The sequence below is a fragment of the Pseudomonas sp. UW4 genome, from assembly GCF_000316175.1.
Lineage (GTDB): Bacteria > Pseudomonadota > Gammaproteobacteria > Pseudomonadales > Pseudomonadaceae > Aquipseudomonas > Aquipseudomonas laurylsulfatiphila.
The window spans coordinates 332,908-347,120 of the sequence record NC_019670.1 but is presented as its reverse complement, the minus strand read 5'-3'; the positions used below and the strand labels follow the sequence as shown (position 1 = coordinate 347,120).

The 14,213-nt window shown below is 61.6% G+C and carries 11 protein-coding genes; all 11 read right to left on the bottom strand.

Annotation, left to right across the window (positions count from 1 at the left end):
• Positions 1–14 precede the first annotated feature (14 nt).
• Positions 15–920 (bottom strand): alpha/beta hydrolase, encoded by a 906-nt coding sequence (locus PPUTUW4_RS01585; protein WP_015093110.1) that lies wholly within the window; start codon positions 918–920, stop codon positions 15–17.
• 154 nt (positions 921–1,074) lie between these two features.
• Positions 1,075–2,022: a choline ABC transporter substrate-binding protein gene (locus tag PPUTUW4_RS01580; RefSeq protein WP_015093109.1), complete on the bottom strand. Its 948-nt coding sequence runs from the start codon at positions 2,020–2,022 to the stop codon at positions 1,075–1,077.
• 263 nt (positions 2,023–2,285) lie between these two features.
• A complete protein-coding gene (gene hutG, locus PPUTUW4_RS01575) occupies positions 2,286–3,089 on the bottom strand; it encodes an N-formylglutamate deformylase (protein WP_015093108.1) in 804 nt (267 codons plus the stop codon).
• Positions 3,090–3,099: 10 nt separating this feature from the next.
• The gene (gene hutI / locus PPUTUW4_RS01570) at positions 3,100–4,305 is read right to left on the bottom strand and encodes an imidazolonepropionase (RefSeq protein ID WP_015093107.1); all 1,206 of its coding nucleotides are present in this window, start codon (positions 4,303–4,305) and stop codon (positions 3,100–3,102) included.
• A gap of 17 nt (positions 4,306–4,322) precedes the next feature.
• Positions 4,323–5,732: an amino acid permease gene (locus PPUTUW4_RS01565; protein ID WP_015093106.1), complete on the bottom strand. Its 1,410-nt coding sequence runs from the start codon at positions 5,730–5,732 to the stop codon at positions 4,323–4,325.
• Positions 5,733–5,841: 109 nt separating this feature from the next.
• Positions 5,842–7,374, bottom strand: a complete 1,533-nt coding sequence (gene hutH, locus PPUTUW4_RS01560) for a histidine ammonia-lyase (protein WP_015093105.1) — start codon at positions 7,372–7,374, stop codon at positions 5,842–5,844.
• Positions 7,375–7,493: 119 nt separating this feature from the next.
• Complete coding sequence (hutH, locus tag PPUTUW4_RS01555) at positions 7,494–9,017, bottom strand: histidine ammonia-lyase (RefSeq protein WP_015093104.1); 1,524 nt, start codon at positions 9,015–9,017, stop codon at positions 7,494–7,496.
• Positions 9,018–9,149: 132 nt separating this feature from the next.
• Entirely contained in the window at positions 9,150–9,980 is an 831-nt protein-coding gene (locus tag PPUTUW4_RS01550; protein WP_015093103.1) for a glycine betaine/L-proline ABC transporter ATP-binding protein, read from the bottom strand.
• The gene (locus tag PPUTUW4_RS01545) at positions 9,977–10,828 is read right to left on the bottom strand and encodes a proline/glycine betaine ABC transporter permease (RefSeq protein ID WP_015093102.1); all 852 of its coding nucleotides are present in this window, start codon (positions 10,826–10,828) and stop codon (positions 9,977–9,979) included. The genes PPUTUW4_RS01550 and PPUTUW4_RS01545 overlap by 4 nt, the downstream gene beginning before the upstream one ends.
• Before the next feature lie 70 nt (positions 10,829–10,898).
• Positions 10,899–11,867: an ABC transporter substrate-binding protein gene (locus PPUTUW4_RS01540; protein ID WP_015093101.1), complete on the bottom strand. Its 969-nt coding sequence runs from the start codon at positions 11,865–11,867 to the stop codon at positions 10,899–10,901.
• A gap of 233 nt (positions 11,868–12,100) precedes the next feature.
• Positions 12,101–13,783: a urocanate hydratase gene (gene hutU, locus PPUTUW4_RS01535; protein WP_015093100.1), complete on the bottom strand. Its 1,683-nt coding sequence runs from the start codon at positions 13,781–13,783 to the stop codon at positions 12,101–12,103.
• Positions 13,784–14,213: the final 430 nt, after the last annotated feature.

Sequence of the window (14,213 nt, the reverse complement as noted above, 5' to 3'; positions counted from 1 at the left end):
ATGCCCCTGCGGAGTCAGAGTTTAGCCGCCAGGTATTCGAACAGGGTCTGGTACAGCTCATCGACCTCGGCCACCTGCCCGCGGGCCCGCAAACAGCCATGAACCAGGCCCTCGCCGATATACAGCGTGGCAGTCCCGCCCGCAGCGTTCAGTCGCTTGGCATACCGCACGCCGTCATCACGCAACGGGTCGAATTGCGCCACGGCGATCCATGCCGGTGGCAATCCCCTGAAATCCGTGGCGAGCAACGGCATGGCGTAGGCGCTCGGATGGCGGGTGCCCTGCAGGTAAAGGGCGTGATAGCAATCGACGTCACTGCTGCTGAGTAACGGCGCGTCGATGCACTCGCTGCGCGATGGCAGCCGGTGATCGCCGCCCAACCCCGGATAGATCAGAACCTGCGCGCACGGCAACGGCTCGCCGGCATCGCGCAGTGCCAGGCACAACGCTGCTGCGAGATTGCCGCCGGCACTGTCACCGGCCACCAGCATGCGCTCCGGATCGAGTTGAAACGGCCCGGTGCGTAGCGCTCGCCAGACCTTCAGGCAATCATCGAACGCAGCGGGAAACGGATGCTCCGGTGCCCGGCGATAATCGACGGCGATCACCAGCACACCGAGTGTCGATGCCAATTCGGCGCAGATGAAGTCGTGGGAGTCCAGGTCCCCCACCACCCAGCCGCCGCCATGCAGGTAAACGATGCACGACGCACCGCTGGCCGGTGGCTGATAGGAACGGACGGCAACGCCGGACAACACGAAGTCGACCACATACAACCCGGCGGGACGTGCCGGAGTAAACGCCCGGCACATCTCGCTGTAGGCCTGGCGCAATCCGGCGAGGCTGCTGTCGGTGCTGTTGAAACTGACGGTTTTCTCGACGAATGCCGTCATTTGCTCGGAAAGCGGGTAAGAAGCCATGAGCCTGGTGCCCGTTCAGGGAAATGTGTGGGGCCCACCCTGTGGGAGCGAGCCTGCTCGCGAAGAGGCCGGCACATCCAACATCAATGTTGACTGTCAGACCGCCTTCGCGAGCAGGCTCGCTCCCACAGGTCTTGCACAAATCAGACGGGGGTCAGTTCTTCAGGCTGCCCTGAACCGCCACCACGCCGTCCTTGCCATCGAAACTGCTGACACCCGCCAGCCAGCGCTGCAGGTCTTCGGGATGTTCGCGCAGCCATTTTCTGGCGACATCCTGAGCCGTTTGGCGCTCCATGATCGGTACCATCAGCTGACTTTCCTGGGCAGCGGTGAAGGTCAGGTTCTCCAGCAACCGATTGACGTTCGGGCAGCGCTCGGCGTAATCCGGGGCGGTGACGGTGGATACGGTCGCCGCACCTTCGTTCGGCCCGTACACGTCTTCGCTGCCGGTCAGGTAGTCGATCTTCATGTTGATGTTCATCGGGTGCGGGGTCCAGCCGACAAATACCACGAACTCCTTGCGATTCACCGCCCGCTGCACGGCCGCCAGCATCCCGGCCTCACCGGACTCGATCAGTTTGAAGTCCTTGAGGCCGAAGTGATTGGTCTCGATCATCGTCTTGATCGTGGTGTTGGCACCGCTGCCCGGCTCGATACCGTAGATCTTGCCGCCGAGCTGGTCTTTGAACCTGGCGATATCGGCGAAGGTTTTCAGGCCCGCAGCCGCGACGTAGTCAGGCACAGCGAGAGTTGCCTGGGCATCGGCCAGGCTCGGCTTGTCCATGACCTTGACCTGATTGGCAGCCACGAAGGGGGCGATGTTCTTGTCCATCGCCGGTTTCCAGTAACCGAGGAAGATGTCGAGGCGCTTGTCGCGGATGCCGGCGAAGATGATTTGCTGCACGGCGCTGGTTTGCCTGCTTTCGTAGCCCAGACCGTTGAGCAACACATCGGCCATGCCACTGGTGGCAATCACATCGGTCCAGTTGACCACGCCCATGCGCACGGTCTTGCAGGAGGGATCGTCAGCGGCCAGGACGCTGGTGCTCAGGAGAGCGGTGCCGCAGAAGATTGAGAGACAGCGGGCGAACAGTCTTTTCATCAGGATGATCTCGTGCGGCAGGATTATTGTCGGGCCGGTGTCTTTGTGCACCGTGGCCAGAACAATACGCAGCAGACGAGCGGTAAAAGCGACCTGTGGCGACCGTGTTTTGCACGGTGGCGACTGTTCCGACGCGCTTTCAAGATAAACACATACCTGTGGGAGCGAGCTTGCTCGCGATGGCGGTGGATCAGTCGACATAGATGTAACTGACAGACAGCTATCGCGAGCAAGCTCGCTCCCACAGGGTTATATACCAAGCATTAAGCGTTGTAGTGCTTCTCGCCCCAGGCCAGCAGCCCTTGCAGCAACTCCTTCAACACCACCCGCGTCGGCTCCGCCAGATCCGCCCGATAACGGAACGGCTCGAACTCTTCCATATATGTGCACTGCCCGAGTTCCAGTTGCACTGCGTGGATGTTCTCGCCCGGGTTGCCGTAATGGCGGGTGATGTGGCCGCCCTTGAAGCGTCCGTTCAGCACGTGGGTGTAATTGTCGTGACGTGCGCAGATGGCTTCCAGCTGACTGGCCAACTGTGGATCGCAACTGGCGCCATTGAAGGTGCCGAGGTTGAAGTCCGGCAGCTTGCCGTCGAACAGGTGCGGGATCAGCGAACGGATCGAGTGCGCATCGAACAGCAGCGCGTAGCCGAACTCGGCCTTCAGTCGCGCCAGTTCCTGCTGCAGGGTGCTGTGGTACGGCGTCCAGATCTTTTCCAGATAGGTCGCACGCTCTTCTTTCGAAGGCTCCAGCCCTTCACGGAACAACGGCACGCCGTCGAACAGCGTGGCCGGATACAGGCCGGTGGTCGCGCCCGCGTACAGCGGCTTGTCGTCAGACGGACGGTTCAGGTCGATGACGAACCGCGAGTATTCGGCTGCCAGGGTACTGGCGCCCAGTTCAGCGGCGAAGTCATACAACTGCGGAATGTGCCAGTCGGTGTCCGGCAGGCTTTTCGCCTGGGGGATCAGCCCGGCCTCGACTGCCGGGGTCAGACGCACACCGGCGTGGGGCATGCTGATCAGCAGCGGTACGCGGCCTTGTTTGAAGTTAAGTACCTTATCCACAACGGCTCTCCTACAGATTTGTCTCGACGCCGTGGCGCACGACGCGTTTTTCCAGGTCGCCGCCCAGCCAGTACGACAGGTCGGCCGGGCGATCGATTTGCCAGGCGACGAAATCCGCAACCTTGCCGACTTCCAGCGAACCGTGGGTATCGGCCATGCCCAGCGCGGTAGCGGCGTGAATCGTGGCACCCGCCAAAGCTTCTTCCGGGGTCATGCGGAAGCAGGTGCAGGCCATGTTCAGCATCAGGCGCAACGACAGTCCCGGTGAGGTGCCCGGGTTGAGGTCGCTGGCGATGGCGATTTTCACGCCGTGCTTGCGCAGGGCATCCATCGGCGGCAATTGGGTTTCGCGCAGGAAGTAAAAGGCCCCGGGCAACAACACCGCGACGGTACCGGACTCAGCCATGGCGACGGCGTCGTCTTCGGTCATGAATTCCAGGTGATCGGCGGACAACGCGTGGTAACGCGCCGCCAGGCTCGAGCCGTGCAGCGACGACAATTGCTCGGCGTGCAGCTTCACCGGCAAGCCCAGTTCCCGGGCGGTAATGAATACGCGCTCGACCTGCGCCGGCGAGAATGCCAGGTATTCACAGAATGCATCCACCGCGTCTACCAGCCCTTCGGCCGCCAGGGCCGGGAGCATGTCAGCGCAGATGTGATCGATGTAGTCGTCGGCGCGATCGGTGTATTCCGGCGGCAAGGCGTGAGCGGCCAGACAAGTGCTGCGCACGCTGACGGGCAATTCGGCACCGAGGCGACGGGCCACACGCAGCATCTTGCGCTCGTTGGCCAGGTCCAGGCCGTAGCCGGACTTGATTTCGATGCTGGTGACGCCATCGCGCATCAGGCTTTTCAGGCGCTTGGCGGCACTGGCGAACAGTTCGTCTTCACTGGCCGCGCGGGTGGCGCGCACGGTGCTGGCGATGCCACCACCGCTGGCGGCGATTTCCGCGTAGCTGACGCCTTGCAGGCGCTTTTCGAATTCACCGCTGCGGTTACCGCCGAACACCGTGTGGGTGTGGCAGTCGATCAGTCCCGGGGTGACCCAGGCGCCTTCAAGATCGTTGACGGCCGGGTAATCCCCCGCCGGCAGTTCAGCGCGCGGGCCGATCCACTCAATGAGCGCGCCTGACGTCACGATGGCCGCATCCTCGATGATCGAGTAGACGCCTTGCGCCATGGTTGCGACGTGACAGTGTTGCCAGAGCGTTTTCATCCTTGGCCTCCGTTAGGTTATCGATGAGAAAAAGTCGGGTCCGGCGTCACCAGGGCAGCCTGGCCTGCCGCCGGTTTCACCCAGGTCAGGTAGGCCAGCACCAGCAGCACGATCCACACCACGCCGACTATCAGGGCCGCCTGGGTGTCCGGGAAGTAGCCCAACACGCCGAAGACAAACAGCATGAAGGCAATCGCCGCTATCGGTGCATAGGGCCAGAACGGTACCGGGAATTTCAATTGTGCGACCTGCTCGGCGCTCATGGAACGACGCATGGCCACCTGGGTAAACAGAATCATCAGCCAGACCCAAACCGTGGCAAAGGTCGCGATGGAGGCGATCAGCAGAAACACGTTTTCCGGGATCAGATAGTTCAGCAACACGCCCAGCAACAGCGCGGCGCTCATCACCACAACGGTCATCCATGGCACGCCATTGCGCGACAAACGCGCGAAGCCCTTGGGTGCGTGGCCCTGCTGAGCGAGGCCGTACATCATGCGGCCAGCACCGAAGATGTCACTGTTGATAGCCGAGATCGCCGCCGAGATCACCACGATATTGAGGATGGTCGCCGCCGAGCCGATGCCCAGATTGTCGAAAATCTGCACGAACGGGCTGCCCTGGCTGCCGATCTGCTGCCATGGAAAGATCGACATCAGCACCAGCATCGTCAGGACGTAGAACAACAGGATGCGCAACGGCACGGCATTGATCGCCCGGGGCAGCACATGTTGCGGGTCCTTGGCTTCACCGGCGGTCACACCGATGATTTCAATCCCGCCGAACGCGAACATCACCACCGCGAACGAAGCGATCAGGCCGCTCACGCCATTGGGCATGAAGCCGCCATGGCTCCAGAGATTGCTGATGTCGGTCGCCTGGGCGCCGGGCGCCGTGCTGATGCCGAACAACATGATGCCGAAGCCACCCAGGATCATCGCGACAATGGCCGCGACCTTGAGCAGCGACAGCCAGAATTCCATTTCACCGAAGACCTTGACGTTGCACAGGTTCAGACCGCCTACCACCGAGACGATGCCCAGCACCCAGATCCAGCGGGAAACCTCCGGGAACCAGAAGCCCATGTAGATTCCGAATGCAGTGACGTCGGCCATGCCGACGATGACCATTTCGAATGCGTAGGTCCAACCGAGGATGAAGCCCGCCATCGGCCCTAGATAGGTGCTGGCGTACTGGCCGAAAGAACCGGCCACCGGATTGTGCACCGCCATCTCACCGAGGGCGCGCATGACCATGAACACCGCCGCGCCACCAATCAGGTACGCGAGCAGCACCGCAGGCCCGGCCATTTGAATGGCCGAGGCAGAACCGTAAAACAGCCCGGTGCCGATTGCCGACCCCAGCGCCATGAAGCGAATATGTCGGGCAGAGAGCCCGCGTTTCAAACCCTTTGCTGGCTGTTGCATTGCTCGTCCTTAATTATTGTTATTCGACGCAAAATCGAATCGCTGGCAAGCCAGCTCCTACAGGTTCAACGCGATCCATGTGGGAGCGGGCTTGCTCGCGAAGGGGCCATCACAGGCTCGGCAGCAACTTCGCCGAAACCAGCTCGTTCAGGCAACGCGAAGCCAGCAGCTCGGTCGCCGCATTGATGTCTGGCGCGAAGAAGCGGTCCTTCTCATAGAACGGCACTTCGTTGCGCAGGATGGCGCGGGCCTTTTCCAGCTTCGGCGAAGTCTTCAGACCGTTGCGCAGGTCCAGGCCCTGAACCGCGGCCAGCCATTCCACCGCGAGAATCCCGCGAGTGTTTTCGGCCATTTCCCACAGACGCTTGCCAGCCGCCGGCGCCATCGACACGTGGTCTTCCTGGTTGGCGGAGGTCGGCAGGCTGTCCACCGAGTGCGGATGGGACAGTGCCTTGTTTTCGCTGGCCAGTGCCGCGGCGGTCACCTGGGCGATCATGAAGCCGGAGTTCACGCCGCCGTTGGCCACCAGGAACGGCGGCAACTGCGACATGTGCTTGTCCATCATCAGCGAGATGCGGCGTTCGCTCAGGGAGCCGATTTCGGCGATGGCCAGGGCCATGTTGTCGGCGGCCATGGCCACCGGTTCGGCGTGGAAGTTACCGCCGGAAATCACGTCACCTTCCGCGGCGAACACCAGCGGGTTGTCCGATACGGCGTTGGCTTCGATCGCCAGCACTTCGGCGGCCTGACGGAACTGGGTCAGGCAGGCGCCCATGACTTGCGGCTGGCAACGCAGGGAATACGGGTCCTGGACCTTCTCGCAGTTTTCATGGGAGTCGGAGACTTCGCTGCGCTCGCCCAGCAGATCGCGATAAGCGGCGGCCGCGTCGATCTGGCCTTTCTGGCCACGGGCCGCATGGATGCGGGCGTCGAACGGCGAACGCGAGCCCAGTACCGCTTCCACGGTCAGGCCGCCCAGTGCCAGGGCACCGGCGAACAGGTCCTCACCTTCGAACAGGCCGCGCAGGGCGAAAGCAGTGGACACCTGGGTACCGTTGAGCAGCGCCAGGCCTTCTTTCGCGGCCAGGGTCAGCGGGGTCAGGCCGGCGACTTTCAGCGCTTCGGTGGCTTCCATCCACTCGCCTTTGTAGCGTGCCTTGCCTTCGCCCAGCAGCACCAGCGACATGTGGGCCAGAGGCGCCAGGTCACCAGAGGCACCCACTGAACCTTTCAGTGGAATGTGCGGGTACACCTCGGCGTTGATCAGGGCGATCAGCGCGTCGATCACCACACGGCGGATGCCAGAGAAACCACGGCTAAGGCTGTTGACCTTGAGTACCATGATCAGGCGCACCAGTTCGTCGCTGATCGGCTGGCCGACACCGGCGGCGTGGGACAGCACCAGCGAGCGCTGCAGGTTTTCCAGGTCTTCGCTGGCGATGCGGGTCGAGGCCAGCAGGCCGAAACCGGTGTTGATGCCGTAGGCGGTGCGGTTCTCGGCGAGGATCTGCTCCACGCAAGCCACGCTGGCTTCGATCTGAGCTGCAGCGCTGTGATCGAGGGTCAGTTTGACCGGTTGCTGATAGACATCACGCAGTTGGGCAAGGCTCAGTTGGCCGGGAATCAAATTAAGCGCAGTCATGTTCATTCTCCTTTTGAGAGTTTGTTGTTAACTACCAGACGCTCCGGAAATATCCGTTGTCCGTCGCTTCCCCCCTTTTAAGGGGGCTGGCGCCTTGGCACGCTGGTCTTGTATGGAAATCAGTTCAAGTTCGGTAAGGCTTTTTTCAGCAAAGCAGGGTCTTTCAGAACGCCGGCAGCGGCGGCAATGTCCGGCGCCAGCCAACGGTCCTGGTCGTAAGCCGGAACGCGCTCGCGCAGCAGACGCCAAGCGGCATCGGTGCCCGCGCCGAAGCGTTGTTCTTTCAAGAATTCAAACGCCTGGGCCGCCAACAGGTACTCGATGGCGAGGATCTGCGTGCAGTTTTCCAGGACGCGATGCAGCTTCAGCGCGGCGTTGGTGCCCAGGCTCAGGTGATCTTCCTGCAGGCCGGACGTCACGTAGTTATCCAGCACCGCCGGTTGCGCCAGTTGACGGTTCTCCGCGCACAGGGAAGCGGCCACGTATTGCACAATCATCATCCCGGAGTTCACCCCCGGGTTGGCCACCAGGAACGCCGGCAAGCCGCTGACGTGCGGGTTGATCAAGCGGTCCAGGCGACGTTCGGCAATCGAGCCGATTTCCGCCATGGCAATCGCCAGCAGGTCTGCGGCCATGGCCACGGACTGGCCGTGGGGGTTGGCCTGGGACACCACTCGGTAGTTGTCCGCAGTGCCCAGCACCAGCGGGTTGTCAGTGGCGCCGTTGAGTTCGGTTTCGATCTGCCGGGTCGCGTGCACCAGTTGATCGCGCGCAGCGCCGTGCACTTGCGGGATCGAGCGAATGCTCAGGGCATCTTGCGTGCGAATGCCTTTGCTCTGGGCGATCACTTCACTGCCGTCGAGCAAGGCGCGCAGGTTGATCCCGACCTGTTGCATGCCAGGGTGCGGCTTGAGCGCGATGATCTCGGCATCGAACGCGTCGATCTGCCCGCGCTGGGCTTCAAAGCTCATGGCGCCGATCACGTCGGCCCATTCCAGCAGGCGCGTAGCGTCGGCAATGGCCAGGCAGCTCAGGCCGGTCATGCACGGCGTGCCGTTGACCAGGCACAAACCGTCCTTGGCGCCAAGCTTGACCGGCTGCAGGCCTTCTTCGGCCAGCGCCTGTTGCGCGGCAACGATCTGCCCGCGATAGCTGACATTGCCCACGCCCAGCAGCGCGATGCCGATGTGGGCCATGTGGGTCAGGTAGCCCACGGAACCCTGGGACGGCACCTGCGGGGTGATGCCCCGGTTGAGCAGCGCCAGCAGCGCTTCGACGACCTGCCGGTGCAGGCCGGATTTGCCGTGGCTGTAGTTGACGATGGCGGCACACATGATCGAACGGGTCTGCTCGTCGGCCAGTGGTGCACCAACGCCGCAGGCGTGGCTGAGCAAGGTATTGCGCGACAACTGGCTGAGTTGCTCGTCCTGCAGCGAGACGTTGCACAGCGCGCCCAGGCCGGTGTTGATGCCGTAGGCACGTTCGCCGCTGGTGACGATGCGCTGGACGATGGCCTGGGCGTTTTCGATGCGCGCCCAGATCGGCGCCGACAGCTCAAGCTGCGCGCCATGACGAGCGACGGCGACCACATCCTGCCAGGTGACCTGCGCTTCGGTGATAACGATTTTTTCAGCCTGGGACATCTTCAACCTCATCCAAATATTGATGCAGCTTCACCGCCGCCTTCGCGAGCAGGCTCGCTCCCACATTGGAATGCATTTCCCTGTGGGAGCGAGCCTGCTCGCGAAGAGGCCAGCTCACTCACTGCAAATCTCTTAAACCACCGCCGCCCGACGCTGCACAAAGCGGTCGACATACTCATCCGCCGGCGAGTGCAGGATCTCTCTCGGCGTGCCGACCTGGATCAGGCGGCCGTCCTTGAGGATTGCGATGCGGTTGCCGATGCGCACGGCCTCGTCGAGGTCGTGGGTGATGAAGACGATGGTCTTGTGCAGGGTCTTTTGCAGTTCCAGCAGCTGGTCCTGCATCTCCGCGCGAATCAGCGGATCGAGGGCACTGAACGCCTCGTCCATCAGGATGATGTCGGTGTCCGCCGCCAGGGCGCGGGCCAGGCCCACACGCTGGCGCATGCCACCGGAAAGCTGATGCGGGTATTTGTTTTCGTAACCCTTGAGGCCCACGGTGTTGATCCAGTGCAGCGCACGCTCGGCGCACATGGCTTTGCTTTCGCCACGGATTTTCAGGCCGTAGGCGACGTTGTCCAGCACGCTCTTGTGCGGCAACAGGCCGAAGCTCTGGAAGACCATGCTGATCTTGCGCCGGCGAAATTCGCGCAGGGCTTCCATGTCGTATTGCAGGATGTCCACGCCGTCCACCAGGATCGCACCGCTGGTCGGGTCGATCAGGCGGTTGAAGTGGCGTACCAGGGTCGACTTGCCGGAGCCCGACAGGCCCATGATCACGAAGATCTCGCCGCTGCCGATGCTCAGCGACAGGTCGTTCACGCCGACCACGCAGCCGGTTTCGGCCAGCACCTGATCCTTGGTCTTGCCCTGGCCGACCATGGCCAGCGCGTCCTTGGAACGGTTGCCGAAAATCTTGAAGACGTTTTTGACTTCGATCTTGCTCACGGTTGCGTTGTTCATTTGCTCACCTCATGCCGTGCGCGACCATACGCCTGTGTAATGCGGTCGATCACCACAGCCAGAATCACGATCGCCAGACCGGCTTCGAGGCCACGTCCGACGTTGAGGGTCTGAATCCCCACCAGCACGTCTTCACCCAGGCCACGGGCACCGATCATCGAGGCAATCACTACCATCGACAGGGCCATCATGGTGGTCTGGTTGATGCCCGCCATGATGCTCGGCAGGGCCAGCGGCAGTTGCACGCCGAACAGTTGCTGCCAGCGGTTGGCACCGAAGGCGTTGATCGCTTCCATCACTTCGCCGTCGACCTGGCGAATGCCCAGGTCGGTCAGGCGGATCAGCGGCGGCGCGGCGTAGATCACGGTGGCGAAAATCGCCGGGACCTTGCCCAGGCCAAACAGCATCAGCACCGGGATCAGGTACACGAAGCTCGGCATGGTCTGCATGATGTCCAGCAACGGCATCAGCACCGAACGCAGGCGATTGCTGCGTGCCGAGAGAATGCCCAGCGGTATGCCGATCAACACCGAAATGATCGTCGCCACCATCATCAGCGCCAGGGTCTGCATCAACTTGTCCCAGAGGCCGACCGCACCCACCAGGAACAGCAGGCCGACGATCACTGACGTGGTCACGACTTTACGGGTCGCGTGCCAGGCCACGCCCGCCACGATCGCCAGCATCAGCCACCAGGGCGCTGCACGCAGCAGCCCTTCAAGATTGACGATGGCCCACAGGAGGGTGTCGGAGATGCTGCGGAACACATCGCCGTAGTTGGTGACCAGCGAATCGACCCAACCGTTGACCCAGTCGGCGATGGAAAAGGTAAAGCTTTCGGGAAACATAAGAGACTCTCAATCAAGGGGTTGCGATCAAGCGTCCGACTGCCGTTGCCAGCAGTCGGAGAAGCCCAACCTACAAGGCCGCGTCGATTTTCTTGGCTGCGTCTTCGCTCACCCACGCGTGCCAGACTTCAGGATGTTCCTTCAGGAAGATCTTGGCCAGTTTTGGTGATTCGATCCGCTCTTTGCTCATACGCCCAAGGTTCTGGTTCAGCAGGTCGATTGGCACGTTGACCTTTTCCAGCACGGCCACCAGTTCCGGGGCTTCGTCGTGGAAAGTCTTGGACAGGCCGACCTTGATGGTCACAGTCTTGTTCACGCCTGGTTTCTCTTCGAGTTTCACCGCGTCAATCTGGCCCATCAACGGCGTTGGCGACCAGTAGTAGAACAGGATCGGCTCGCCACGCTTGTAGCTTGACAGCACTGCGGCATCCAGCGCCGGGCCGGTGCCTGGGCGGAAGTTGGTGTAGGTGCTTTCCAGGCCGTAGCTTTTCAGCATTTCGCTGTTGTCCAGCTCGCAGGTCCAGCCGGCCGGGCAGTTGTAGAAACGGCCCTTGGATGGCTCTTCGGCGTCCTTGAACACCGCCGAGTATTTGCCCAGGTCAGCAATGTTTTTCAACTCCGGCGCCTTGGCTTCCAGCTTGCGCTTGGCGTCGCCTTCGATCACGTAGCGCGGCACGTACCAACCTTCGACGGCACCCACGACAGGTGCGCCGACACCGACGACCTTGCCGGCTTTCTCAGCCTTGTTCCAGACTTCGCTGCGGCCGACCCACTCTTCGGCAAACACTTGAATATCGTTGCTGCTCAGGGCGTTTTCCATGGTGATGGAGTTACCCGGCAGGCTGTCAGTCTTGCAGTCGTAGCCTTTCTCCAACACGACTTGCATCACATCGGTCAGCAGCATGGCGCTTTCCCAGTTCAAACCGGCGAATTTCACCGGTTTGCCCGACTCGCACCAACCCGCCGCCTGAGTGGCGCCAGCGCTGGCCAGCAGGCCCATGGAAAGCAATGTGGTCAGCAGGGTCTTGTTCGATTTCATTGTTGTGACGCTCCTAATCATGAATTGGCTTACGGCAGTCAAGAGGCATCCAGCCCTGTCCACGTCCAATCAGGCCTGCGCCGCAGCGCGACCGACATTCAGCTTTTGTTCGGTGACAGCGTCCTGCTCGAAACGGCAGGGTCAAACGGTCTGGTGTTGCGCTATGCCGCTGCCTGGCCAGTGAGAGCGAGCGGGCTCGCTCTCACATAAAAGCAGCTCCCACGGATCAGGTGTTACTTGCCGGTAATCATCGGCAGGTTCAGCCCTTGCTCCTTGGCGCAGTCGATGGCGATCTGGTAGCCGGCATCGGCGTGACGCATAACGCCAGTAGCCGGGTCGTTGTGCAGCACGCGAGCGATACGCTCGGCCGCTTCGTCAGTACCGTCGCAGACGATCACCATGCCCGAGTGCTGGGAGAAGCCCATGCCGACGCCGCCGCCGTGGTGCAGGGACACCCAGGTCGCGCCGCTCGCGGTGTTGAGCAGGGCGTTGAGCAGTGGCCAGTCGGACACGGCGTCGGAACCGTCTTGCATCGATTCGGTTTCGCGGTTCGGGCTCGACACCGAACCGGAGTCCAGGTGGTCACGACCGATCACGATCGGCGCGGACAGCTCACCGCTGCGCACCATTTCGTTGAACGCCAGGCCCAGCTTGGCGCGCAGGCCCAGGCCAACCCAGCAGATACGTGCCGGCAGACCCTGGAAGCTGATGCGCTCGCGCGCCATGTCCAGCCAGTTGTGCAGGTGGGCGTCGTCCGGGATCAGCTCTTTTACTTTAGCGTCGGTCTTGTAGATATCTTCAGCGTTGCCCGACAGCGCAGCCCAACGGAACGGGCCAATACCGCGGCAGAACAGCGGACGGATGTAGGCCGGTACGAAGCCTGGGAAGTCGAATGCGTTTTCCACGCCTTCTTCCTGGGCCATCTGACGGATGTTGTTGCCGTAGTCGAAGGTCGGCACGCCCATTTTCTGGAAGTCCAGCATCGCTTTGACGTGAACGGCCATCGATTGCTTGGCGGCCTTGATCACAGCGGCAGGTTCAGTCTTGGCGCGAGCACGGTACTGGCCCCAGGTCCAGCCAGCCGGCAGGTAGCCGTTCAGTGGATCGTGGGCGCTGGTCTGGTCGGTGACCATGTCCGGACGCACACCGCGCTTGACCAGTTCCGGCAGGATTTCAGCCGCGTTACCGAGCAGCGCGATGGAGATCGCCTTGCCTTCTTTGGTGTACTTGTCGATACGCGCCAGCGCGTCGTCGAGGTCTTTGGCTTGCTCATCGACATAGCGGCTTTTCAGACGGAAATCGATGCTGACCTGCTGGCATTCGATGTTCAGCGAGCAGGCACCGGCCAGTGTCGCGGCCAGAGGCTGGGCACCGCCCATGCCGCCCAGGCCAGCGGTCAGGACCCACTTACCCTTGAGGTTGTCGTTGTAGTGCTGGCGACCGGCTTCGACGAAGGTTTCGTAGGTGCCCTGGACGATGCCCTGGCTGCCGATGTAGATCCAGCTGCCGGCGGTCATCTGGCCGTACATGGCCAGGCCTTTGGCGTCCAGTTCGTTGAAGTGTTCCCAGCTCGCCCAGTGCGGCACCAGGTTGGAGTTGGCGATCAGTACGCGCGGGGCGTTGGCGTGAGTCTTGAACACGCCGACCGGCTTGCCGGATTGCACCAGCAGGGTTTCGTCTTCGTTGAGGTTGGTCAGGCTTTCGACGATCTTGTCGTAGCATTCCCAGTTACGGGCAGCGCGACCGATACCACCGTAAACCACCAGCTCCTTAGGGTTCTCGGCAACTTCCGGGTCGAGGTTGTTCATCAGCATGCGCAGCGGCGCTTCGGTCAGCCAGCTCTTGGCGGTCAGCTTGTTACCGCGTGCGGCACGGATTTCAACGTCACGAAACTTAGTAGGTTTAATGTCAGTCACGAAAAAGACTCCTCAGCAATCAATCCAAACCAACCCAGGCAGTGGGCGAGCAAGCCAATGGGCATCAGTGCACACCGGCGAATCAGTGGACGATGGTTGAGTCCTCGTGACTCATACGCATACGTCTTTACTTGTACATACAAGCATATGCAATCAAGCGGCCAACTTATTGGATGAGCATTCAAGAAAAATCATGAAACGGCTGGAGAGCGCCTGGAACAAGGGTTCCGGGGAAGATGAAATTTTTCCGGGGGATTTTTGTGGCGAGGGGACTTTGTTACCTGAGCGGGGTTTTGCGCCACGCTGGGGCGTTCGGTAACACCTGATGCCCAATTGAGCGCATTCCAGAAACACCCTACAACATCATCAGAAACATCCGACTCCACCTCCATCAATCCTCGCCGACTTCACGAGCAAGCCCCCCTGATGT